Source organism: Bacteroides sp. K03, assembly GCF_019734355.1.
In the GTDB taxonomy this organism is placed as follows: domain Bacteria; phylum Bacteroidota; class Bacteroidia; order Bacteroidales; family Bacteroidaceae; genus Bacteroides; species Bacteroides nordii.
The window spans coordinates 1-23500 of record NZ_JAASHC010000018.1; the positions used below are offsets into that span (position 1 = coordinate 1).

The 23500-nt window shown below is 42.3% G+C and carries 22 protein-coding genes; 8 read left to right on the forward strand and 14 right to left on the reverse strand.

Features of this window, described 5'->3' with window-relative positions:
• Nucleotides 1–501: 501 nt before the first annotated feature.
• Genes abc-f through nudC form a run of 3 tightly spaced genes read left to right on the forward strand, consistent with a single transcriptional unit; the run spans nucleotide 502 to nucleotide 3772 of the window.
• The gene (gene abc-f, locus HCG69_RS13175) at nucleotides 502–2091 is read left to right on the forward strand and encodes a ribosomal protection-like ABC-F family protein (RefSeq protein WP_221650408.1); all 1590 of its coding nucleotides are present in this window, start codon (nucleotides 502–504) and stop codon (nucleotides 2089–2091) included.
• 59 nt (nucleotides 2092–2150) lie between these two features.
• Nucleotides 2151–2996, forward strand: a complete 846-nt coding sequence (locus tag HCG69_RS13180) for a hypothetical protein (RefSeq protein ID WP_221650409.1) — start codon at nucleotides 2151–2153, stop codon at nucleotides 2994–2996.
• The gene (nudC, locus tag HCG69_RS13185; protein ID WP_221650410.1) at nucleotides 2993–3772 is read left to right on the forward strand and encodes an NAD(+) diphosphatase; all 780 of its coding nucleotides are present in this window, start codon (nucleotides 2993–2995) and stop codon (nucleotides 3770–3772) included. The genes HCG69_RS13180 and nudC overlap by 4 nt, the downstream gene beginning before the upstream one ends.
• Nucleotides 3773–3900: 128 nt before the next feature.
• Here nudC and HCG69_RS13190 read toward each other — a convergent pair whose 3' ends face one another.
• From HCG69_RS13190 to HCG69_RS13215, 6 genes are all read right to left on the reverse strand, one after another.
• A complete protein-coding gene (locus HCG69_RS13190; RefSeq protein ID WP_221650411.1) occupies nucleotides 3901–5334 on the reverse strand; it encodes a basic amino acid/polyamine antiporter in 1434 nt (477 codons plus the stop codon).
• Nucleotides 5335–5336: 2 nt separating this feature from the next.
• Nucleotides 5337–5966, reverse strand: a complete 630-nt coding sequence (locus HCG69_RS13195) for a pyruvoyl-dependent arginine decarboxylase (protein ID WP_007486558.1) — start codon at nucleotides 5964–5966, stop codon at nucleotides 5337–5339.
• Between the two features lie 45 nt (nucleotides 5967–6011).
• Nucleotides 6012–6899: a histidine decarboxylase, pyruvoyl type gene (locus HCG69_RS13200; protein WP_221650412.1), complete on the reverse strand. Its 888-nt coding sequence runs from the start codon at nucleotides 6897–6899 to the stop codon at nucleotides 6012–6014.
• A gap of 498 nt (nucleotides 6900–7397) precedes the next feature.
• Entirely contained in the window at nucleotides 7398–9143 is a 1746-nt protein-coding gene (locus tag HCG69_RS13205; RefSeq protein WP_195349319.1) for a phospho-sugar mutase, read from the reverse strand.
• Between the two features lie 107 nt (nucleotides 9144–9250).
• The gene (locus HCG69_RS13210) at nucleotides 9251–10891 is read right to left on the reverse strand and encodes a C69 family dipeptidase (protein ID WP_221650413.1); all 1641 of its coding nucleotides are present in this window, start codon (nucleotides 10889–10891) and stop codon (nucleotides 9251–9253) included.
• A gap of 30 nt (nucleotides 10892–10921) precedes the next feature.
• Complete coding sequence (locus HCG69_RS13215) at nucleotides 10922–12571, reverse strand: M23 family metallopeptidase (RefSeq protein ID WP_221650414.1); 1650 nt, start codon at nucleotides 12569–12571, stop codon at nucleotides 10922–10924.
• 398 nt (nucleotides 12572–12969) lie between these two features.
• Here HCG69_RS13215 and ald point away from each other — a divergent pair, with 398 nt between their 5' ends.
• Nucleotides 12970–14061 (forward strand): alanine dehydrogenase, encoded by a 1092-nt coding sequence (gene ald / locus HCG69_RS13220; protein ID WP_221650415.1) that lies wholly within the window; start codon nucleotides 12970–12972, stop codon nucleotides 14059–14061.
• Between the two features lie 92 nt (nucleotides 14062–14153).
• Here ald and HCG69_RS13225 read toward each other — a convergent pair whose 3' ends face one another.
• From HCG69_RS13225 to HCG69_RS13255, 7 genes are all read right to left on the reverse strand, one after another.
• Complete coding sequence (locus tag HCG69_RS13225) at nucleotides 14154–15074, reverse strand: nitronate monooxygenase family protein (protein WP_221650416.1); 921 nt, start codon at nucleotides 15072–15074, stop codon at nucleotides 14154–14156.
• Between the two features lie 210 nt (nucleotides 15075–15284).
• A complete protein-coding gene (locus HCG69_RS13230) occupies nucleotides 15285–15968 on the reverse strand; it encodes a DUF4858 domain-containing protein (RefSeq protein ID WP_221650417.1) in 684 nt (227 codons plus the stop codon).
• A gap of 136 nt (nucleotides 15969–16104) precedes the next feature.
• Nucleotides 16105–16626, reverse strand: a complete 522-nt coding sequence (locus HCG69_RS13235; protein ID WP_221650418.1) for a DUF4943 family protein — start codon at nucleotides 16624–16626, stop codon at nucleotides 16105–16107.
• Between the two features lie 20 nt (nucleotides 16627–16646).
• Nucleotides 16647–17699 (reverse strand): outer membrane beta-barrel protein, encoded by a 1053-nt coding sequence (locus tag HCG69_RS13240; protein WP_221650419.1) that lies wholly within the window; start codon nucleotides 17697–17699, stop codon nucleotides 16647–16649.
• Nucleotides 17683–18231: an RNA polymerase sigma factor gene (locus HCG69_RS13245; RefSeq protein ID WP_044095369.1), complete on the reverse strand. Its 549-nt coding sequence runs from the start codon at nucleotides 18229–18231 to the stop codon at nucleotides 17683–17685. Before HCG69_RS13245 ends, HCG69_RS13240 begins: the two co-directional genes overlap by 17 nt.
• A gap of 379 nt (nucleotides 18232–18610) precedes the next feature.
• Nucleotides 18611–19459 carry a carboxylating nicotinate-nucleotide diphosphorylase gene (gene nadC / locus HCG69_RS13250; RefSeq protein ID WP_221650420.1) on the reverse strand — a complete coding sequence of 283 codons (849 nt, stop codon included), beginning with the start codon at nucleotides 19457–19459 and terminating at the stop codon, nucleotides 18611–18613.
• Nucleotides 19452–19844, reverse strand: coding sequence for a DUF4783 domain-containing protein (locus tag HCG69_RS13255; RefSeq protein ID WP_221650421.1), 393 nt, complete (start codon nucleotides 19842–19844; stop codon nucleotides 19452–19454). The genes nadC and HCG69_RS13255 overlap by 8 nt, the downstream gene beginning before the upstream one ends.
• Before the next feature lie 127 nt (nucleotides 19845–19971).
• Here HCG69_RS13255 and rlmH point away from each other — a divergent pair, with 127 nt between their 5' ends.
• From rlmH to HCG69_RS13275, 4 genes are all read left to right on the forward strand, one after another.
• Entirely contained in the window at nucleotides 19972–20445 is a 474-nt protein-coding gene (rlmH, locus tag HCG69_RS13260) for a 23S rRNA (pseudouridine(1915)-N(3))-methyltransferase RlmH (RefSeq protein WP_025867180.1), read from the forward strand.
• A gap of 731 nt (nucleotides 20446–21176) precedes the next feature.
• Nucleotides 21177–21350 (forward strand): hypothetical protein, encoded by a 174-nt coding sequence (locus tag HCG69_RS13265; RefSeq protein ID WP_221650422.1) that lies wholly within the window; start codon nucleotides 21177–21179, stop codon nucleotides 21348–21350.
• A 190-nt stretch (nucleotides 21351–21540) separates the two neighbouring features.
• Entirely contained in the window at nucleotides 21541–21867 is a 327-nt protein-coding gene (locus HCG69_RS13270) for a helix-turn-helix domain-containing protein (protein WP_221650423.1), read from the forward strand.
• Nucleotides 21851–22963 (forward strand): type II toxin-antitoxin system HipA family toxin, encoded by a 1113-nt coding sequence (locus HCG69_RS13275; protein ID WP_221650424.1) that lies wholly within the window; start codon nucleotides 21851–21853, stop codon nucleotides 22961–22963. The genes HCG69_RS13270 and HCG69_RS13275 overlap by 17 nt, the downstream gene beginning before the upstream one ends.
• Before the next feature lie 26 nt (nucleotides 22964–22989).
• On the opposite strand, the gene queF is transcribed toward HCG69_RS13275, so the two are convergent.
• Nucleotides 22990–23445, reverse strand: a complete 456-nt coding sequence (gene queF, locus HCG69_RS13280; RefSeq protein ID WP_002561353.1) for a preQ(1) synthase — start codon at nucleotides 23443–23445, stop codon at nucleotides 22990–22992.
• Nucleotides 23446–23500 lie beyond the last annotated feature (55 nt).

Here is a 23500-nt window from a genome sequence, read left to right on the forward strand (position 1 = left end):
TGATTTTGAATCCCATAGAGCCTACTTTGCAAAAGTGACTTATCAAACACGGTTCAACTAAATTGAAGAAGAACCATTTTAGTATGACAAAGGTGTACAATTAACACTCGCATAATTGTACACTCTTGCCTATCTTTAAACTGGAGGTTTATATTCATTATAAATCAGCAGATTACATCAGAGTGAGTATTTATATTCTACCTTATATTCTCTCTTAAAGGATTTTTATAATTGCTTTTTTGACAACTACACATTTATCAAATGAATCTTTATTTTGTCTATTCCATTTTTTAATCTATCTTTGCCGCCGAATCAATTTAAACTACCCCGATGAGAATATCCAAGTAAGACAACACATTTCGGTAAACATCACTTTTTATATGCTATCTTTCTATTGACGCTAAGCATCACAAACGTGCATGTTTAGTCACTATTGTGTTTGTCCCTCCCCTCCCTTTTTTAATTATCCCAAGTATTTAACATTCAAACCCAGTAGTTAGTATGAGTATATCCATTCAACAAATCACGTATATACATGCAGATAAAGAAATTCTGTTTAAAGACCTTAACCTCTCCGTAAACAAGGGACAAAAGATTGCATTAATCGGAAATAATGGTTCGGGCAAATCGACCCTGCTACAGATTATAGCCGGATGGCTGCCGCCTTCATCAGGAACGGTAGTCCGGCCGGACGATATCTATTATATTCCCCAACATTTCGGACAATATGACGGGCAGACCATTGCACAAGCCTTACGAGTAGACAAAAAAATAGAAGCACTACACGCCATACTGAACGGTGATGTGTCTGTAGAAAACTTTAATACTCTTGATGAAGATTGGAATATTGAAGAAAGAATACAAGCTGCTTTAGAGTCCTGGGGATTAGGAGATAAACCAGCCTCACTCCCCCTGTGCCAACTCAGTGGCGGAGAGAAAACCCGGGTATTCCTGGCTGGTATGGAAATACATTCTCCTTCCGTAATTCTGCTGGATGAACCGACCAACCATCTGGATATTCAGGGAAGAAAACGGCTTTATGATTTCGTAAAGAAAGCAGCTTCCACACTTATTGTTGTCAGCCATGACCGGACACTGCTCAATCTGCTGAACACCACCTGTGAACTTACAAAAAACAACATCACCACTTATGGAGGCAACTATGAGTTTTATAAAGAACAAAAAGGGATCATGCTAAATGCCCTGCAACAACAACTCGAAGAAAAAGAGAAAGAACTACGATTAGCCAGAAAGATAGCCCGCGAAGTGGCCGAACGAAAAGAAAAACAGAATGTGCGTGGCGAGAAAGCAAGTGCCAGGAAAGGTACTCCCCGCATTATGATGAATGTGCTGAAAGACAGAGCAGAAAAGAGTACCACCAAACTTAATGATATACATGCTGAGAAAGCGGAAAAGTTAACCGGTGAAATGACTCAAATCAGAAGTTCCCTTTCTGATGCGGCAGTATTAAAAACCGATTTTGATACTTCAGGATTACGCACCGGGAAAATTCTGATTACGGCAACCGATATTAATTTTGGCTATGAAGACGAACTATTATGGAAAGCTCCACTCAACTTTCAATTGAAAAGTGGTGACCGTCTTTGCATTGAAGGTTCAAATGGATGCGGTAAGACCACTTTGCTCAAACTCATCACCGGAGATGTCACGCCCAAGGAAGGAACATTACTCCGTGCCGATTTCAAATATGTCTACCTCAATCAGGAGTACTCTATCATTCAGAATGAACGGAGTGTTCTTCAGCAAGCGGAAGCTTTCAACATTCGCAACCTGCCCGAACATGAGGTAAAAATCAGGCTCAACCGCTATCTGTTTCCCTCCACAGTATGGGATAAACCTTGTAAGAAACTCAGTGGCGGAGAAAAGATGCGGCTTGCCTTCTGTTGTCTGATGATCAGTAACAATACACCCGATATGTTTATTCTGGATGAACCGACCAACAACCTGGATATTCAAAGTATAGAAATTATCACATCGACCATCAGAGATTATACAGGCACAGTGCTGGTAGTATCACATGATAAATATTTTATAAATGAAATAGGAGTGGAAAGGAAAATCATCCTTTAAAATTCATATCTTTGTAACTCTATTAAATCAGAGGTATTCCTGATGAGAGCATAAAGAGAATGAAAGAACTAAGCAACAAGCTACTACCTATACAGATAGAAGGAGAACTGAATAAAGAGTGGGATTTTTTATCCGAAGAATATATCGGACTACTGGCAAGAACCGGACGGGGAATGAAGTATTCCCTGTCGTTTCCGGTAGAGAGCCATGTGAGTGTCACCTCTCCCCGCACAGGAATAGTATGGAACATTATGATCATGCTTGAAGATCCAAAGGTCATTCATTACGCCTTTTATACCTTCTATACCAACGAATATGGTGAAAGAGGCATCTACCTCATCGACGAATACAGGTGTAGCCGGGTGACGCCCCACTATATGAAGAGGCTCAACAGCCGGTATCTGAAGCCAAAAGGTATCCGGTATAATGACGAACATGACATAATCAGATTCATCTATCTGTCTCTTCTGAAAGATACCGTCATGTGTGGGCATCGCAATACAAAATACCTGGCACACAACGAAGGACTAAGTGTAATAGACCACGCCGGAAACGGAACGGTTACTTACATCACTTTTGTAAACAAAGAAATGCTGCGGGAATATCAGGAACCTTTTGACAAGCGCCGAAAACTGATGTACCTCATCAAAGAACACCCGAATGCTAAAGAACCACGCCGGCAGCTAAAATTATTAATGGAAGAATTAGGACTCGATTTTCCAAAAGAATATTCCAGTATCAAACCCCGTCGGAAAGATCCCATGCAAGCCATGCAAACAGCTTGCGAAAAGGCGCAAATGAGGCAGGTGAGAATGCCGGAAACGGGAACTACTATTGGATGCGGACGCCCGTCACAACAGCAATGGATTAATGAATCGGATATAAAAAAGTTATTAAAGAAATGAGCAAATTAACTACTACCTGGTGGATTGTATTCTACAAAGACCAGCTACTACTTAAAAAGCAGAATAATAAGTTGACAATCCCTTGTAACGAACAACCTCCTATACCTATCCCGACAGATACCCATGTACACGAAATATGTATTCTGGAGGGACACCCTTGCAAAGCCTTCGTCATCAGCCATCCCATAGAAGAATCCGACGAATATTGTATGACCGGGCTACGTGCTTCTTATGATTTTATCCCGTTGAAACAATACCATACAGCCGGAAAAGCTTTTGAAATACTACATTGGGATCAGCATAGCCGCTTCTGCCCGGTATGTGGCACAAAAACGGAAATGAAAGATGCCATCATGAAAAGGTGTCCGGCATGCGGAAACGAAATGTATCCTTCTATTTCGGCAGCCATACTGGTGTTGGTACGTAAAGAAGATTCGTTACTATTGGTACATGCACGAAATTTTAAAGGAACTTTCTATAGCCTGGTAGCAGGGTTTCTGGAAACCGGAGAAACACTGGAAGAATGTGTAATGCGCGAAGTAAAAGAGGAAACAGGACTTGATATTAAAAACATCACTTATTTTGGTAACGAGCCGTGGCCCTATCCCAGCGGACTAATGGTAGGATTCATTGCCGATTATGCCGGTGGAGAAATCAGTTTACAAGACGAAGAGTTGAGTTCAGGGGCTTTCTACACACGTGAGAACCTACCGGAACTGCCACGTAAACTCAGCCTGGCACGTAAAATGATCGATTGGTGGATAAAAAACAATTAAAAAAGAGATACAGGTTACGAAGCACTTACAAACTACAAACGAACAACTTATGAATGAAACGAACACTCCGTTCCTCTCTCAAAAGTATCAATAAACCCGTGTGCCCTCGCAACCTGTATTTTCTCTTTCTATAATCCTGCCTTTCCCTCAGCCATGAGCACCACAGCTATTACAGAACAAACCGCAATAGCTATAGCCAACCAGCATTCGGGACGGGAGAATACCTTTTCACCCTTTACCATATTCTGCTTGCGAGCCACTACATAGAAATAGAATCCCGCCAGATAGAAAATGGAAGTAATGAGCAATAACAACAGACTGCCTGCATACAATAACCACAGGCAAAAAACGGAAGATATGATACCGATAATCCGGTATTGCATAATCTTCTTTGTATCGGTAGTCTTCAACTCCCCTTTTGTAAAGCTCGCCTTCACCAGATAAAGGCCGCAGAAAAGGTAAGCAGGAAGGATCATTACGCCGGTAATATCTATTGCCGCATCGTAAACCGACTTGGCCATAGCTACCAGTATCATAAACACCTGCATGATAATGCTCGATATGAGCAATGCATGAATCGGTGTCTCTTGTTTGTTCTCACGCAGAAACGACTTCGGAAGGATTTTCACCTGTGCCGCTGTATAAGGTACTTGTGCACACAACAGTGTCCATGCAATCCATCCTCCGATAACGGAGACAATCACACTAAGGACTACAAAGGTGTATGCCCATTCTCCCACCGCAGCTTTCAATACGTAAGCCACTGAAGGATCATCTAACTTAGCCAGTTCGGGTTGCTTCATGATACCGTAGGATAAAATACTGATAAGCGCATAAAGCACCAATGCCAGCAAAAAACCGATGACACCGGCTTTACCCACATCCTGACTGTTCCGGGCGCGGGCAGACATTACAACTGCACCTTCTACACCAATGAAACACCACAATGTTACAAGCATTGTACTCTTGATTTGTGTACCGAGAGAACCCAAATCAGAAACATGCCCCCAAAAGTCATAACTCAGCGCTCCTACCTTAAAAAAGATAAAGAGAATGACAACAATAAGAATCAGTGCAGCAAACTTCACGATAGTAACAACGGTATTCATTGCCGCCGCTGCTTTTACGCCACGCGCCACAATGAGGTACATTGCCCAAATGAAGAAAGAACCGAAAACTACTGTCTGCCAGCCATGCTTTAGCAATACAGGGAAGAACTCTCCGAACGAATCATTGAGCATCACAGCAAAAGCTACATTTCCCATCGCGGCACAGAGCCAATAGCCCCAGGCTACATTGAAACCTACATAGTTACCAAAACCTTCTTTCGCATACTGATAAATTCCTGCATTGAGATCAGGACGGGCATCAGCCAGTATCTTGAAGTTGAGCACAAGGAACAACACTCCTACCCCTGAGATAACCCAGGAGATGAGAGTAGCCCCTAGCCCTGCCCCCTGAGCCATGTTCTGTGAGATATTGAAAATACCTCCACCGATCATAGACCCAAAGACAATGGCAACCAGCCCGCCCAATCCTAATTTCTTTGAACCATCAGCCATGATTATTTAACTAAAGGTGCATATCCGAAGTTGAGGAAACCAATAGCCGTAAGGCAGTAAGCAAACGGATTATCACTCGGAATGTTAATGAAGTTGTGAAACAGCTCCTTATCGCCATCCTGTTCTAATCCACGCATTGAAAGTTCATGATTCAACGATTTGGTTAGCCACATCCGGGCTTCTGCTCCAGCAATCTCATCATCAATCTTTGAGTCGTAGAACTGTACATATTCTGCGGCAAAGCCACCTATAAACTTACCATTCTTCTTTGCCCACACAATACCAACTCCTGTAGCAATAGCCTTATGCTCGGCATAGTTGGCACCATGACCGGCTATGATTACTTCGAGTATTGCCCCATGATGGAATTGATCTTTCAAGTCGGGACGGAAAGGTAAATAAGGAAATTTATCATTCATCTCAGGAGTGATAGACACCAGATTCCCCCTCATTTCGGGAGGCATCACAGAAGTATAAGGTATCACATTGAAGTTTTCAATTCCAGCCTGATGCAAAGCAAGGTCATATGCAAATGTTTCGTACGGCTGAGGTGGTATGCCATCATTAAACGCTCCGGTTCCACCGGTTACAAATCCGAAAACCGGATAGCGGGTTCCTCTTTTTTCATCCATAATTCTTTTGGTTTTAATGGTTAATAATCAGAAGGGAAGGCTCCATTACCAGATAGTCAACTCTTCAAGTTTCAATTTCTTTTCCCACTCACTGATAGTGAGTTGACGCAGGTCGGAAGCTTGCATACCCTCAGGAATTGCATTCTGAGCGAGGTTAATATAAGGGGCACAGGTAAGAGCACAACCTACCTGATGAGGTTCTACGAATGTGTATTTGTAACCTACATAGATACGTTCGTATTCCACTCCCTGATCTTGTCCGCACAAGGCGATACTATTGGTCACTTTGCGAAGAGTACCTTCAAGATAGCCAATCATCTCAGACTCTGTAGTAGAATCATTGCCGTAGGTATTGGCATCTTCAATAAAAAGAGAAGAACCTTTGCTACGGTCTTTCAGAATGGCGATACCAATGGCAGACCATACCCATAGCGGACCACGGGCAGTGACATCTTTATTAGCACAGATAATGTGTGAACCGGGCATAGGCGGAAAACGGCGTTGTTGCTCTTTACCGAACAAGCGCTCGGTAGCTTCGAGTAGCGGACGAACATTGTAAACAGGAATATCAGGTCCATCGGGTTGAGATTGCATGTACATCGGCTTCTCTGTTCCACTTGCAATGTCGTCATGTTTAGCAAGGTCAAAACCCCAGACCGCACCATTCAGTCCACAAAAAGAAGAGACAGTAAGCATGTTGATCTGGCCGATATAAGCATCATTCTTCTCGCAACGGTCATAAGAAACAATGTTCTCAGTTACTGCATCGAGGTCTTTCACATCGACTGTACCGACGGAGAGCTTCATGGTAGAGATGTATCCCTCACCAGCACCGGGATTCATATACCCCATGCAAAATTCTTTACTTGGCCCCACGGCCTGATTAATCACTTCTGAGGCATCATACTTGATGTCAGCTACTAAATCTTTCATATTACTATTGGTTTAGATGTTGCTCATAGAACAACGTTTAACACAGAATGATTAGCCCCAATAGTCTAAAGAATCAAAAAAAAACGAAATGTACTTCCTTCCCGCAACGGGGAGATTCGCCAAGCGATGGAAAAAAAGAAATACAAAAATAAAATAGCTTCCGGAACGGAGGTGTTCCAAAGGCTATCTATCAATTTCCAAGAGAACTTTCATCATATCCTTTAGTCATGAGATATCCACTCTGATAAATCATCTGTATCGGATTCCATGAACTAGAGTCAATACTATTCAGTATATCAGAGATAGCTTCACCATTAGTCAGCCGACGTAAATCAACTAAAATTTTCTGTCTTGATGATCAATTGACCAATAAGAAAACAGATACCAATAAATATTTGCCTTTGAAAGGCATGAAGTAATAAAAGAAGCGGCTGGTCCTATTCGAACCAGCCGCTTCTTTATTATCGCTCGGCGTATCTCCCCGTGCGGGAAGCACCACTAAATACCTAATGATTTCATTACAGCTTCGATCTTCTCGTCAGCGGCAGCATCGGCACTGGCAAAGCAGTTGCGACAGCCCATCTCGCCCTTCACCTCGATATAGAACTTAATCTTAGGTTCTGTTCCCGACGGACGGATAGAAACCTTACCACCATCTTCGGTGAAATACTGAAGAACATTTGATTTATCCGGCATATCAATCTTCGTCACACGACCGTCAGCATCAATCTGCTTCAAAGTCTGGAAGTCCTTCCAAAGAATTACTTTAGAACCAGCTAATTCGCGTGGAGGATTGTTGCGGAAGTCTACCATCATCTGTTTGATCTCTTCGGCACCACTCTTACCCGGCTTCACTACGCTGATACCCTTTTCTTTGGAGAATCCGTATTCTACGTAGATATCCAACAGCATTTCATACAATGACTTACCGTTATCTTTTGCCCATGCAGCTATTTCAGAGATGAGGCAACAAGCAGAAACTGCATCTTTATCGCGAACGAAATCTTCGGCAAGGAAACCATAGCTTTCTTCTCCACCACCGATATATACTTTTTCACCCTCACGCAGACGAATTTCACGGGCAATCCATTTGAAACCGGTGTAGCAATCGAGCATTTCAATATTATTCTTTTCAGCAATCTTCTTGATAAGTTCAGTAGTTACGATGGTCTTCACAACGAACTCCTTGCCGGTCATCTTACCCAACTTCTTGTACTGAGTGATGATGTAATACAGATACATCAGACAAGTCTGGTTACCATTGATAAGTACCCACTCGCCCTTATCGTCTTTGCAGGCAATACCTACACGGTCGGCATCAGGATCACTTGCCATCACCAAGTCGGCATCTATCTCTTTAGCCAGATTCACAGCCATAGTCAATGCTTCAGCATTTTCCGGATTCGGAGAAACTACAGTCGGGAAGTTACCATCCTTAATCATCTGTTCGGGAACGGTATATACATTCTCAAATCCCCACATCTTCAATGCACGCGGAATAAGTTTCATACCCGTACCATGAATCGGTGTATAAACGATCTTCATATCTTTCTGGTGAGCGATAGCCTCCGGATCGATAGAGATAGTCTTTACCATATCCAAATAAGGTTTATCGATGTCTTCACCAACAATCTGAATCAAATCAGGATTACCCTTAAAATTAATATCGGCAGCCGAAGTTACCTTGTTTACTTCGTCAATAATCCCTTTGTCATGCGGAGCTAATACCTGTGCACCATCGTCCCAGTACGCCTTATAACCGTTGTATTCTTTCGGGTTGTGAGAAGCTGTCAGGATGATACCACTCTGACAACCAAGATGACGAATGGCAAATGACATTTCCGGTGTAGGACGCATATCTTCAAACAGATACACTTTAATACCATTACCAGAGAATATATCAGCAGAGATACGGGCAAAAAGATCACTGTTGTTACGGCAATCATATCCTACCACTACAGAAATCTGAGGGAGATCTTTGAAATTCTTCTTCAGATAGTTGGAAAGTCCCTGCGTAGCAGCACCCACTGTATAGATATTCATACGGTTGCTACCAACACCCATGATACCGCGTAAACCGCCTGTACCAAATTCAAGGTCTTTATAGAATGCTTCTATCAACTCAGTTTTATCTTCGTTTGCCAACATACGTTTCACTTCAGCCTGAGTTTCGGCATCATAGGCCGGGGTTAGCCATTTTTCGGCTTTCTCAGTTACCTGCTTGATGAGTTCCTGATTCTCCATTTAGATTGTTATTTATTGGTTAATGTTTGATTAATCTTTTCTCAGAGTCACAAATGTAAAAGAATAAAATAAGAATTCCTAATAAATAATTTTAAATAATCTATTATTTACTCTTTCACTTTATAGCGTTCACCCGTCTGTTTTACGTATTCTTCAAGGAATTCTTTCGGATACCCCGGACGGATAACACCTGCCGGCTGACCAATAGAGTTGCGCTCAAATTTACCATCTTTCATTTTGCGAATTACCCCATCAGCATATTTCACAATAATGAACTCGCCCAACCGTTTCCAGGTGTCAAAAGTGCTTTGTGCCGTCATATTGGTATAATTGGTTAAAAAAGCTTTTGCTTCATCCGGATTTTTCTGATAAAGACGGGTAGCCATACTCTCAATACCGGCCTGTGCCTCATGGAAGGTACCTTCCAATTCGTGCTGTGTAGCACGGATATCACCAATCATAAGATCATAGCGGGGATATACCATATTGGATACCCAGTTGAAAATCCAGAAAGAAGAATCCCAGGAGAAAGTAATATAATCGGCTCCACCTACGCGGGTATAACATACAGGAACTTTATCCGTACAGCAATATACCGGAGTGAAAACTGTCATATTCGCATCATCCGTACCAAACCAGAGCACTCCACCCACCGCATCGGGCATACTGGCACGCATCTGTGCTACAAATACAAATCCACTCTGCTGAGTAGAGATAGGACGCTCATTGAAGTATTCCTGACCATCCACCTTGAAATTCAACGGAGAGAGACGATAAGGAGTTTTATAAGGACCGGCACCAAAGTCATTGCTAATGTCGAGCGGCGTTCCTTCATAATGATCACGCATTGCATTCTGTACATCCTGCACGGAGATTTTACGATTCGGTTTTATAAACAACGGCATGGGGTCATTTGTCTCACCCTGTATATAGGGAAGGAATGCCTTACCCTGATCTGTGAACATATTGAAGTAACTCCACACACGGGCCTCACAAAAGCGGCGTGCACCAAAATCAAGCGGAGCATAGGCATCGGCAAAACTAAAATCTTTATTCACACCGCTGAAGTATCCTTTCTCGCGGGCAAAAGAAATCACATCCGGCGAATAGAGGCAATTCTCCTTATCATTCATATCAAACTGATGGATGCGCGACTGGTTGGCATGTGCCGAAATACAATCATCGGGCACGCGGACAGCTACCCATACAGCTCCACGGATTCCGGAGCCTTTACCTATTAGTTCCATGATCCATATTTCATTAGGATCGGCAATAGTGAAAGACTCTCCGCTACTATAATAGCCATACTCCTGCACGAGATCCGTCATAATCTTAATAGCCTCACGCGCCGTACGCGAACGTTGCAAACCGATATAAATCAAGCTTCCATAATCGATGACACCGGTAGAATCGACCAGTTCGGGACGTCCACCAAAAGTAGTTTCACCGATAGTCACCTGAAACTCATTCATATTACCAATGACATTGTAGGTCTGGCGTGCCTGTTCAATCTTCCCGAGATATTTACCGGTATCCCACTCATAGACATCGAGCAAAGTACCCTTCTTATAGGTAGCAGCCGGATAGTGGTATAATTCTCCGAAGAGCCCGTATGAATCGGCAGAATAGGAAACGATGGTTGAACCATCAGCAGAAGCATTCTTGCCGACAATGAGATTGGTACAGGCGAAAGCATTCGCCACAGCCGCCACAAGAAAGGCAGCACAAAGGATCAGTTTCTTGTTCATTGTTGTTATATTACTTTATTATGTGATTATTTACCATACGAAAGTGTTACGCACCACCGTTTCATTACCACAGTCATCCGTGGCGACCATCTCTACTGTATGTTTACCGCCTTTCTTCACACGCTTCGGATCAAGCTTGTATACGTACTGTGAACGAATCATATTGGGCCTGCCAAATAACGCATACTTCCCGTCAATGGTTCCGCGATAAGAACGGATTCCGGTAGACTTATCTTTGATGGTATACACTATTTCTCCCGTACGTGCCCAATTTTTAGGATTGACCGGAGTAATCACAGGAGGGACTGTATCTATTGCAACCGTGTAAGTGCCTAACTCACGAATGCGCGTTTTCATAAACCCGTCTTCATACTTACCGCCTGCACCATACAAACCTTTGGGAGTTACACGTGCCACATAATACTTCGTAGTATCCTCTATTGGTTTACGCCGCAAGCCAATGCGCAATTCACAACTGTTATGCAATGAAACAGGTTTATCATGCAACTGATAGGTGAAAGCAATGGCACCACTATCGGCTTTTACCTGATAATTCAAAGCAACATCATCATAAAGCATTCCTTTGGGTACAACCAACGTTAACCCCGGTTCTTGCAGAAAATTGGTTTTATCCCAGGCAAAGAAATATTTCTCACGGTGTTGTAACGGCTCTATCGGCTGTTTTTTTCCACGCACTGTAAAACGACATCGTGAAGTATTGCCAAACGCATCCGTCAGCGTATACAAAAACTGATAGTCTCTTTCTTCATTAATAGTCACCAAACCGCGATTACCATTAGAGGCCTTCAGCAAACGAAGGGTATTTCCCGGATCAATAAACGACTTCATGTATTGTCCGCATGTCCAGGAATTTATCATCCGGTTCTCTTCCTGAGAAAAACGATCCACAGTGCTGCGAAACACCTCTTCCCCATCTACGGTAAGGACAACCGTATGTACTCCGTAACGATTGTGTACACCATCCATGTAGTCGTATGCTTTGATACCGGTGCCAATCACTCCCCAGGCTTCAACAGGATGTGCCACATTAGGTAAGAATGTACGATGTTCCGGACTTCCTTCCACTACCCCTTTGCCCGGTTGAGGAAACAACATAATACCCTCCACTTTCGGTGCAGTCGTATCTTTGATCTTTTTAAGGAAAAAAGGCATCGGATCTACATAATCACCCGTAGCCGTTTCAAAGACATCCAGGTGCAAGTGCGGACCAAAAGAATAGCCTGTGTTACCACTCCACGCAATCTGCTGTCCTGCTTTGACAGGATATTCACCCGGTTCGGGAATAATTTCCACTTCATAACTCTCCTCTTTATACTGCAAATCTTCTACCCGCTTTGCAATAGCTCCTGTAAATCCGCTAAGGTGCCGATTGATGGTAGAATAGCCATTATCATAACAAACATCGAGTACATACCCCGATCCGTGAGTAACACGAATACGTGAGATATACCCGTCTGCCAACGCCCGAACCGGCTTTCCAATAACACCTCCGGTCTTAAAATCGAGCCCGCCGTGAAAATGATTGGTACGTATTTCTCCGAAATTACCACTCAAAGTCAACGGAAAGTCAAATGGCGGGACAAAAGATGCCTGTGGCTTTTCCTGCGAAAAAGCCTGTACACTACAGATAAGCAACAAAGCTGCAATATATAGTTTCATATAGTTCATTAAGTGGTACTTCAAATTTAATTCATACTATACCAATGTTTTATTGAAACGCAAATGATCGCAGATTTTCGCAGATTAGATGGCTTGCTACACTTAAGGGACGATATTCTTTGCGTAAATTTGCGATAATCTGCGTTTCAATGATACGATCATTTAATTAGGATACAGTACTTATCTATTTAGAATCACAAATGTACGTCATTCCGGGTAAATATTAAAACCCACCGGCAGAATTAATTCAAAAAACAGTAAGATCGACCTATTATAAACAGAAATAGTCAAAGGCTACTCATTTTTGACAATATGCTGTTAAACATCCGGTTACGAGTAATAGTATAAGGATCTTTTCCGTACATTCGCCTATAATTAATCCTTAATACAATAACATTATGATTATCGGAGTACCAAAGGAGATCAAGAACAATGAGAATCGCGTGGGTATGACACCCTCCGGAGTTGCTGAAGTTGTGAAATGCGGGCATACTGTGTATATACAGCATACTGCAGGTATCAACAGCGGCTTTCCGGACGAGGCATACACTGCCGTGGGTGCACAGATTCTGCCGACAATGGAAGAAGTTTATGCCATTGCCGAAATGATTGTGAAGGTAAAGGAGCCGATAGCTCCTGAGTACAAGCTTATTAAAAAGGGACAATTACTGTTCACTTACTTCCACTTCGCCTCCGATAAAGAGTTGACACTGGCAATGATGGAGAATGGTTCTGTATGCCTGGCGTATGAAACAGTAGAAAAGGCAGATCACTCACTCCCCCTGTTAATACCGATGAGTGAAGTTGCCGGACGAATGGCAACCCAGGAGGGGGCCCGTTTTCTGGAACGTCCGCAAGGTGGTAAAGGGATCTTGTTGGGCGGTGTACCTGGCGTAAAACCGGCCAAAGTACTGATTCTTGGTGGCGGTATCGTGGGAAGTAATGCAGCACAAATGGCAGCAGGCATGGGAGCAGACGTAACAATAGCTGATATCAACCTGGCCCGCTTACGTTATTTAAGCGAAACATTACCCAAAAACGTAAAAACACTCTATGCTTCAGAGCTACGATTAAAAATGGAATTGCCGACGGTAGATCTCGTGATAGGTTCCGTACTTATTCCGGGAGATAAAGCTCCTCACATCATTACACGTGATATGCTGAAAATGATGCAACCGGGTACGGTATTAGTAGATGTGGCCATTGACCAGGGAGGATGTTTCGAGACTTCACATCCCACCACACACAGTGACCCAACCTATATAATAGATGGCATCGTACATTACGCTGTAGCCAATATTCCGGGAGCCGTACCATATACCTCTACCTTAGCATTGACAAATGCAACACTACCGTATATAAAAGCTCTTGCCGGAAAAGGATGGAAACAAGCCTGTAAAGATGATCCCGCATTAGCACTCGGTCTTAATATAGTAGAAGGTAAAGTAGTGTATAAGGCTATAGCGGATGTTTTTGGAATTGAAAATTGAAAGTTGAAAATTGAAAGTTAGCTGCGCTTCTATAATGGACAGTGGACAATTGACAATGGACAGTGGTCAATTGTCAATTATAGAAGCGCTGCCTAACTTTCAATTTTCAACTCTTTAGTCAGTTCTTTCATAACTTCTGCCACCGATTGTTGCTGACGAAACAAAGCAGCTACTTGTCCTATTTCCAATTCTCCTTCTTCAAGATCACCTTCAAAAATACCTTTCTTCGCACGCCCTCTTCCCAATAGTTCACGCAGTTCATCTGCCGAAGCACCACGCGCCTCAGCTTCTTCTACCGCATTACGAAAATGATTCGTAACCAAACGGGTGGGGGCTAATTTTTTAAGTAATAATTTCGTATCACCTTCATTCAGCCGCAGACAGTACTCTTTGAAAACATCACTGGCAGAACTTTCATAAGTCAGTGCAAAACGGGTACCTATTTGTACACCTTCGGCCCCCAGCACCATAGCAGCCAGAACACCTTCGCTTGTAGCAATACCGCCGGCAGCAATCAAAGGAAGAGTCGTTGCACGACGTACTGCCGGAATAAGACAGAATGTAGTCGTCTCTTCGCGCCCGTTGTGTCCGCCTGCCTCAAAACCTTCAGCAACAACAGCATCTACTCCGGCTTCTTCACACTTCACAGCAAATTTAGAAGAAGACACTACATGGACGACAGTTATACCACGTTCTTTTAACCAACCTGTCCACGTTTTAGGATTACCGGCAGAGGTGAATACGATTTTCACTCCTTCTTCGACCACAATATTCATTATCTCCTCAATTTGAGGGTACATCAAAGGGATATTTACTCCAAAAGGAAAATCGGTAGCTGCCTTACATTTACGGATGTGCTGGCGAAGAACCTCCGGATGCATAGACCCGGCACCAATAAGTCCCAATCCACCTGAATTACTTACTGCCGATACCAGACGCCAACCGCTGCACCACACCATACCGCCTTGAATGATAGGGTAACGAATACCCAATAGAGTAGAAATTCTATTCATAAACTGAATTTGTTTTGATTTTATTTTGTATACTAATACGTCTTTTATTAAACGCAGATTAACGCAAATTTTCGCAAACTATAAAGCAACGCGATAATTGAATTGAATCAATTCTTTGCGAAAATTTGCGTTAATCTGCGTTTCAACTAAATTATTTGAATGCTGAATACTCCTTAACTATTTACTAAACAAATCGGGCTTTCAGATAGTTCAATGAGCGATGGGCTGCAATATAGGCATCGGAATAAGCCTGGTAGTCGAATCGCCATAGGCTTTCAGTACCTCTAACGTACGGCCACGTCGTTCACGCCCTTTCACATCCCAAAAATCTTTTGTAAAGATAGACATAAAATCAAGGCCACCAATGCCCACACCCGCCATTGCACCATTTGCCTGCCCCATCAACGGATTATATCGCAGGTTCACAGCTTCAATATCGGATGGTACCCCTCCTGTTCTTTTCGGCTTTTGAGGAACTTTTTCCATGTTAGTATAGGATCTCAGCGTCTTTATCCTATAAAAGGGATCTCCCCGCCAGGTGTCCTGCCCTACTTTTATCTTTTTTTGATATACCGGATCCCAGTCATAAGGTGTATTCGGCTTATAAGGACGCAGGGTAAGCATCTGTTTTTTATTCAGTGGCAACGTATTAGGCAATACAGACGGAAGCGTCGCATCCGGCAACATCCAGCTCTTTTCCGTAGACATGAGAGGAGTGCCCATAACTTCAGAACCGAAATCAATCTGTTTCACAGCCTCCGGGTTCAGTTTAATCTCTTCGTTGCCCTGCAGGATTCGATTCAATTTAATAGAATCCTGTGTGGTCCATTCTTGCGAACAGACTACTGAGGCAGTCAGACTGATTAATATAAATAATATAAAGCGCTTCGTCATTCTCTAATGCATTAATCATTTTAATAAGTTAGTAGTACATCCTTCTTTTTCCATCGGGCATGTACTGTCCCGGCCACTGAAAAAATCAGCAGCAATAGATTAAAACGTTTAGCCATGTTCAGTTGTTTAGTCTACCCTACCACCAGCGGTAACCGCTACCACAAAGCGGCTCGTCGTAGCAAGGATCAATGGTCCATGCCGTTCGCGGATACTGCCTGTTTTCCCACCAGCGACGGTAACGGACTGCAGCATCCAGCAGTTCTTCATCGGACAAGAAATAGATTGCTTCGTAATTTTCGGCATTCACTTCTACCATATGACACCCCATCGAAGCCGGAAAACCCAGACGAATACTTTCTACTGTCCATAAAATGCATTCGCCCAAACGGATCTTGCCACTATTGCTGTTATATACGGAAGGAAATGAGGGGATCACACTCATATCCTCGGCATAATTCAGCAATTCGGGAATGTCATTTTCGGTAAAATGAGGGACTTCAACAATCCCTTTGTCATTTTTTGTATTATAGGTTCCGGCTTTGAGTTGCTTCACAAAAAGATCAACATCCGGATTATTATAGTCCAGGGTTTCTTTACTGCATCCGGTCAATGCGAAAACCGCAAAAACGGTGAGCAGCAGTATCCATGTCTTTTTCATAACGTTCGTTCTTTTAATGGTTAATAAGTCATGCGAATTCCGCACATAAGGTTAAAATTCGTGGGACGCTTTGTACGTATCGTTTCAAGTTTTGAATCCGTATTGAAATGATGCGATACTCCCGGCTCTGCAAAAAGTGCTATCCGGTCATTTACTTTATAATTAACCCCTACTCCGGCTATTACAGCCAACTGTACAGGCTCATTCTTAAAATCATTATTCGGCGCACCTGCTATACATTTTTCAACTATTCCTCCTATAGAAGCATACAAATCCAGCTTCTTTGTTTCCGCCAGATGCACATTCACTTTTACCGGAACACCCAGATAATGAAGATTCTGATTCTCTGAACGAAAATTTGAATAAGTCAATCCGGTTTCTACTCCCAGGTACTTATTCAACATCTTCTCTACCGTGACACCTGCCATTACAGGCATCTTATATTTCCCGTTTCCTGCCGGAAGAGCCGTACCAACAGCAGCTTTCACAGCCCAGGTACGTGGTTTCTTAACCTCTGCCAACACCGGCTTCACAGGTTGTTCTTCTGTAACAGTAGTAGCAGGCTCATTGTTTACTCCTGCCTTCCAAATATTTTCTCCGGAATTCTCCGTTTCTCTTCCATACCCATGATGACTTGAGGTGGTTGATGAAAAGCTGAATGACAAAGATACAGTTACTGATATCGAATCATCCTCTTCTCCTTCGGACTGAACCAACATAGCATACCGACCAGGAGCCGGTTTCTGCAATACCGGTTCGGTATGGGCAGGTGAGAACGATTGATTCACCCGATCACCATCCAGATTTCCTACACCGGAAACTGCTAATTGTGTAAATGCCTCTTCTATTTCTTCTTTCGGTGAGAAAAACCAGAAAGCTGCCGAAGATGCTGCCAGCACTAATAAAACAGAGGCTGCGGCAGCTACCCGGAAGAATAGCACACGACGGCGCTGATGGCTACTAACTGCCACATCACAGCTCAACTCTTCCCAAAAACCATCCCTTACCGTCATCTCGGCATGCCCAAGACGCGAACGGAACAGATCGGTTATTTCATCATTTTCTCTCTTCATGGTTTCTATATTCTTTAATCCTTTTTGCTAACAAATATTTGGCCCGGTGAAGTTGCGAAGTAGACGAATGCTCTTTTATATGAAGCATGCCTGCTATTTCTTTGTGCGACTTCTCCTCAAACACATAGAGGTTAAACACGGTTCGGCACCCATCGGGTAGTTCAGCCACAAACGCCATCAGTTGTTCTTCGGAGATACTGCTTCCTCTATCAGATGATATATCGGGGATATCGGGCAGTTGTTCTTCATGAACCATCACCTGTGTGATGCGTTTTTGCCGTCGGAGATAATCAAGTGCCTGAGTTACCATCACCCTCGTGATCCATGTAGACAGTGATGCCTCTCCACGAAACGAGAAATTGGTGAATATCTTGATAAAACCGTCGTGCAACACATCATGGGCCGCATCCATATCGCCCGTATAACGGTAACATACCGCCAGCATCTGCTTAGAATAGAGGGTATAAAGCTCCTTTCGAGCGGAATCTTTCCCTGCCCGGCAGCCCTTTATCAGTTCTATCTCGTTTTCCAATGTCAGTGCTTTTTTTACGGACGCCTCTCTGCGTCGTTTGTTAGTTAGACGCAGCATTCTGAGAAATGCTGCAATGATAATATTTAAAAGAAGTTAAAGACAAAAAACAATAGACTTTAAGTAGTACTTCAAATTTAGTTCATACTATGACAACATTTTATTGAAACGCAAATGATCGCAGATTTTCGCAGATTAAATGGCTGCGCTATACTTGAGCGATGATATGCTTTGCGTGAATCTGTGAGTTTCTGCGTTTCAATAAGAGTATCATATAATTTTGAACGATTACTTACCTATAATAAACAACCTCCTGCATACTACAATAGATTGAGCATACAGGAGGTTAAGTCTATTTTATTTTATCAGAATAAATCAGTTGTCAACAGGCCTTGAAACTCATATCAAGTCCTTTCACCGAATGCGTCAAAGCACCCACAGATATAAAGTCCACTCCACATTCGGCATAATCGCGCAATGTATCGAAAGTGATACCGCCGGATGATTCCGTCTCATATTTGCCAGCCACCATCTCAACAGCTTTCTTTGTCATCTCAGGAGTGAAATTATCAAACATAATACGATCTACTCCACCCAAATCAAGCACTTGTTGCAATTCGTCGAAGTTACGCACTTCAATTTCTATTTTCAGATCTTTGCCTTTCTCCTTGCAATACTCCTTTGCACGAGTGATAGCCTTATCAATGCCACCTGCAAAATCCACATGATTATCTTTCAGGAGGATCATATCAAACAGCCCTATGCGATGATTCACCCCACCACCAATCTTCACAGCCATCTTTTCAAGAATACGCATGCCCGGTGTTGTTTTACGGGTATCAAGCACATGAGTATTCGTACCAACCAGCTTTTGAGCGTATTTACGGGTCATAGTAGCAATACCGCTCATACGTTGCATTACGTTCAGCATCAGACGCTCTGTTTGCAATAACGATTGTACTTTTCCTTCTACTATCATTACCACATCACCAGGTTTTACTTCAGTACCGTCATTGATAAACACTTCCACCTTCATAGTGGGGTCGAAACGATTAAATATCTCTTTAGCAACTTCAACGCCCGCCAATACACCGGTTTCTTTAATGAGGAGTTTTGATTTTCCCATTGCTGTAGCAGGGATACACGAAAGGGTGGTATGGTCACCATCACCTATATCTTCAGAAAAGGCAAGGTCAATCAACTTGTCTATAAGTTCTTTTTCCTTATTCATTGGTTTTGTCAATTCTTATTTGATGAATTAAATATTTGTTCTGTACTCTTTTGAAGAAACAATTCACCCGAAAGTTTCCATTAGCAGTTGTCAAGGTACCAATGACAAAACTCGATTCGTCACGCTTTCCCTGATGATTTACATTAAAAGCACTGACCTTATTTTCAGTAAAAAAAGTATTCATGGTACTTTCTGCTGCTTGCTTGTCAGCATTCGTCGAACGATTCTGAATGATGAGGTCTACCTTATCACCCAGGAATTTGTTCAGCTCCTGAGAGCTTCCTTTTTTAAATGCCAGAACTACACCCACCGGTACATCTTGTGCCAAAAGCGCAGACGCGGAAAAGAGCAATCCGGCAATCCATAAAAATACTTGTTTTTTCATAACCACAAGCTTTTCAGATATCAGTTTTCAACTTAATCTGGTATCTAATGATACGCAAAGGTAAGCATTTATTGCAGAATACAATAAAAAATGCCTATTTTTGTGCGATAATCAGAACTGTATCAGCATGAAAACGACTTTGCTCGTCGTAGGACGAACGGTAGAACAACATTATATTACTGCTATCAACGACTATATCCAACGTACAAAACGCTTCATATCTTTCGATATGGAAGTCATTCCTGAACTTAAAAACACCAAAAGCCTCTCGATGGAACAACAGAAAGAGAAAGAAGGAGAACTTATATGCAAAGCCTTACAACCGGGAGACGTGGTGGTGCTGCTTGATGAACATGGCAAAGAAATGCGTTCTCTCGAATTTGCCGAATACATGAAACGAAAGATGAATACGGTGAACAAACGGCTGGTGTTCGTCATCGGAGGTCCTTACGGTTTCTCGCAGCGGGTATATGATGCCGCACAGGAGAAGATTTCAATGTCGAAAATGACCTTCTCTCATCAGATGATACGCCTTATCTTTGTAGAGCAGATATATCGTGCAATGACAATATTGAATGGAGGCCCCTATCATCATGAATAATTGCTTCGGGGAGCCTGAATTGGATTTCTTTTCAACTTACTATTTGACAAAGTGATATTCCTGACGTCACAGACTCCTCTTATTTGGATCTGAATGAAGTACCAGTCACTAAAATCGCCTTGATTTCCATATTCATTTTTTCAGATAACACGGATTATTGTCCATCAAGTAACATTTTCCTTCTTTCTTTCATATTTACTACACAATATATTATCAAAACCAGCAGATATAATTCTTTTTTCTACCTGAAGACAGATCAAATATCAGTATCAGTTAGCCTAAAAAAAGGGACTTTACGGAGAAATATTTTTTCCCCGTAGAGTCTCGGAATGTTTCTCTACGAGACTTGGACCGTTCCCCGTAGAGAAACCGGACTTATCTTACCAGGATAAATGAGTTTACACACCGGGATACAGTACATATCTATGCAGATAGAGCAAAAATATACAATACAGACCGCATATTATTACAAGTATTTATGCAATTCGTCCTCTAACAGCAACATTTGTCCCAAAGCACGTGTTATAGGATCGGCCAACAAAAGAGCAAAACGAAAGTTATTCTTAAATTTTAAAAACTTTTAGGCTAATTCTTTATTTTAGTCTACACCTATTTGCCCCAACAGGTGTAGACTAAAATAATTGTATTTTTCCCCACTAAATTATATCTTTGCAACGTTACCAAACAAAAAAAGAATACAACAAACAGAAGAGGATCCTACCAGCGAAGTTGTGGATACTGCTGACGAAGATACAACAGAGCAACAGCAAACAGCTACAGCCGATTCCTCTCCGGACATTACGAACGACACGGAATCAGAGACGGAAAAGAAAATGAGCAGTAAAGAACTGGAGAACCTCAAAATCTTTGACCGCCTTGTGTTTTTCGTGAGAAATACAGCATGACACCGGCGGAGTTCAGAAAAAGCTTAGAATAACTCTGTTATTCGTGATTCATCAACCGACACAGGAATAGGCATTAACAAATCGAAATAAAAGCAGGAATATTTTGTTTGTCAGCAAAAAAGGAATACTTTTGTATTGGATACAATGATATTCAATATATCCTATTTTCTATTTTTTCAAATACAATAGTATGCCATTACTTTATAATTTCGACATTGATACACCCGATGAATTATTAGCGATACTTGCTTCTAATCTACAAAAGCGCAGATTAGAAAAGGGGCTGTCACGGGAAGCTCTTACAGAACTTAGCGGAGTTCCAACTCCCACTATTGCTAAATTTGAACAAAAACATACCATTTCACTGGCTTCCTTCGTGGCATTAGCAAAAGCATTGGGTTATACCAAAGACATGAAAGCACTACTCTCCGAACCACTCTACAACACAATGGAGGAACTGGAGATGATTAACAAGAACAAAAACAGAAAAAAAGGGCGAAATGAGATTTACAAATAAAGTAACAGTCACGTATCACAATCGTACTGTTGGAACACTTAGTATGACTCCCGACAACCGATTATGCGCATTTCAATATGATAAAGATTGGTCAGTAAACGGGTTTTCCATTTCACCACTTGACTTGCCCTTAAAGTCGGATCTGTTCATCGCCAAACCGGAACCATTTTGGGGTAACTTTGGTATTTTCGAAGACAGTCTGCCCGACGGATACGGGCGCTATTTACTGAATCGTATGCTGAAAAAACAAGGAATCAACGATAGTAAGCTAACTCCTTTGCAGCGTTTGAGCATTGTCGGTACATCGGGAATGGGGGCTTTGTGCTATATTCCCGAAACATATATAGGCGAAGAAAAAACATTACCGGAGCTGGACGATCTCCAACAGATGGCACTGGACGTACTATCTGAAAGGTCTGATAAAGATGAAGATATCTTATATTTTAATAGCGGTAATTCGGGAGGATGTCGCCCTAAGTGCCTGTATCACGATGCAGAGGGGGCATGGTTAGTAAAATTCAGACACACATACGACCCCAAAGATATGGGGGTAATGGAATACCAATATAATGAGATAGCACGTAAATGCGGTATCACTGTACCTGATTATAAGTTAATGAACGGAAAGTATTTTTCAACCAAACGTTTTGATATTGAGCATGGAGAAAGGTTGCATATCGCTACAGCCGGGGCAATCTTAAACGAATCGATTATGCAACCCAAACTGGAGTACAAAACCTTACTCCATCTGACGGGATACCTCACACAAGACCCGAAACAAGTTGCTGAAATGTTTCGACGCATGGTATTCAACGTTTTAACCGACAATAAAGACGACCATGCCAAAAATTTCAGCTTCATTTATCGGGAAGGTACCTGGTCATTAGCTCCGGCTTACGACTTAACCCGATGTAGCAATGGCTATAATGGAGAACATGCCACCTCTGTCAATAATAACGACAATCCAACTATCGAAGATATGCTTGTTGTAGGTGAAAGTATTCGCATTCCCAGAAAAAAAGGAACAGACATTATTATGAGTATTGCCGAAGAATGCTCGGAAATTCTATCGACGGAATACAAACGAATAATATAAACTATACTTTGTATCCAATACTTCATCTATTCGTGATTCATCAACCGGTGTTCCGCCATTTGCTCATATTTCGTTCCCGGACGACCATAGTTAGCATACGGATAGATGGAAATACCTCCACGCGGAGTAAAGATGCCGGTCACTTCGATATATTTCGGATCCATCAGGCGGATAAGATCTTTCATAATGATATTCACACAATCTTCATGGAATGCGCCATGGCTACGGAAGCTGAAGAGATAAAGTTTCAGGCTCTTGCTTTCCACCATCTTCACATCCGGAAGATAACTGATACGTATCTCAGCAAAATCCGGCTGTCCGGTAATGGGACAAAGGCTGGTAAACTCAGGACAGTTAAAACGTACCCAGTAATCATTTTCGGGATGCTTATTATCAAAAGCTTCCAATACTTCGGGAGCATAATCTTGTTTGTACTCTGTTTTTCTACCCAAAAGGGAGAGTTGATCTTTTAATTCAGTCATAAAATGAAAAGTTGTGCTTCCCGCACGGGGAGGTACGACAAGCGATGATTATATA

Excerpts from the sequence above, each read along its gene's own strand:
- abc-f (WP_221650408.1), top strand. The coding sequence starts at position 502 with ATGAGTATATCCATTCAACAAATCACGTATATACATGCAGATAAAGAA.
- HCG69_RS13180 (WP_221650409.1), top strand. The coding sequence starts at position 2,151 with ATGAAAGAACTAAGCAACAAGCTACTACCTATACAGATAGAAGGAGAA.
- nudC (WP_221650410.1), top strand. The coding sequence starts at position 2,993 with ATGAGCAAATTAACTACTACCTGGTGGATTGTATTCTACAAAGACCAG.
- HCG69_RS13190 (WP_221650411.1), bottom strand. The coding sequence starts at position 5,334 with ATGGCTGATGGTTCAAAGAAATTAGGATTGGGCGGGCTGGTTGCCATT.
- HCG69_RS13195 (WP_007486558.1), bottom strand. The coding sequence starts at position 5,966 with ATGGATGAAAAAAGAGGAACCCGCTATCCGGTTTTCGGATTTGTAACC.
- HCG69_RS13200 (WP_221650412.1), bottom strand. The coding sequence starts at position 6,899 with ATGAAAGATTTAGTAGCTGACATCAAGTATGATGCCTCAGAAGTGATT.
- HCG69_RS13205 (WP_195349319.1), bottom strand. The coding sequence starts at position 9,143 with ATGGAGAATCAGGAACTCATCAAGCAGGTAACTGAGAAAGCCGAAAAA.
- HCG69_RS13210 (WP_221650413.1), bottom strand. The coding sequence starts at position 10,891 with ATGAACAAGAAACTGATCCTTTGTGCTGCCTTTCTTGTGGCGGCTGTG.
- HCG69_RS13215 (WP_221650414.1), bottom strand. The coding sequence starts at position 12,571 with ATGAAACTATATATTGCAGCTTTGTTGCTTATCTGTAGTGTACAGGCT.
- ald (WP_221650415.1), top strand. The coding sequence starts at position 12,970 with ATGATTATCGGAGTACCAAAGGAGATCAAGAACAATGAGAATCGCGTG.
- HCG69_RS13225 (WP_221650416.1), bottom strand. The coding sequence starts at position 15,074 with ATGAATAGAATTTCTACTCTATTGGGTATTCGTTACCCTATCATTCAA.
- HCG69_RS13230 (WP_221650417.1), bottom strand. The coding sequence starts at position 15,968 with ATGACGAAGCGCTTTATATTATTTATATTAATCAGTCTGACTGCCTCA.
- HCG69_RS13235 (WP_221650418.1), bottom strand. The coding sequence starts at position 16,626 with ATGAAAAAGACATGGATACTGCTGCTCACCGTTTTTGCGGTTTTCGCA.
- HCG69_RS13240 (WP_221650419.1), bottom strand. The coding sequence starts at position 17,699 with ATGAAGAGAGAAAATGATGAAATAACCGATCTGTTCCGTTCGCGTCTT.
- nadC (WP_221650420.1), bottom strand. The coding sequence starts at position 19,459 with ATGAATAAGGAAAAAGAACTTATAGACAAGTTGATTGACCTTGCCTTT.
- HCG69_RS13255 (WP_221650421.1), bottom strand. The coding sequence starts at position 19,844 with ATGAAAAAACAAGTATTTTTATGGATTGCCGGATTGCTCTTTTCCGCG.
- rlmH (WP_025867180.1), top strand. The coding sequence starts at position 19,972 with ATGAAAACGACTTTGCTCGTCGTAGGACGAACGGTAGAACAACATTAT.
- HCG69_RS13270 (WP_221650423.1), top strand. The coding sequence starts at position 21,541 with ATGCCATTACTTTATAATTTCGACATTGATACACCCGATGAATTATTA.
- HCG69_RS13275 (WP_221650424.1), top strand. The coding sequence starts at position 21,851 with ATGAGATTTACAAATAAAGTAACAGTCACGTATCACAATCGTACTGTT.
- queF (WP_002561353.1), bottom strand. The coding sequence starts at position 23,445 with ATGACTGAATTAAAAGATCAACTCTCCCTTTTGGGTAGAAAAACAGAG.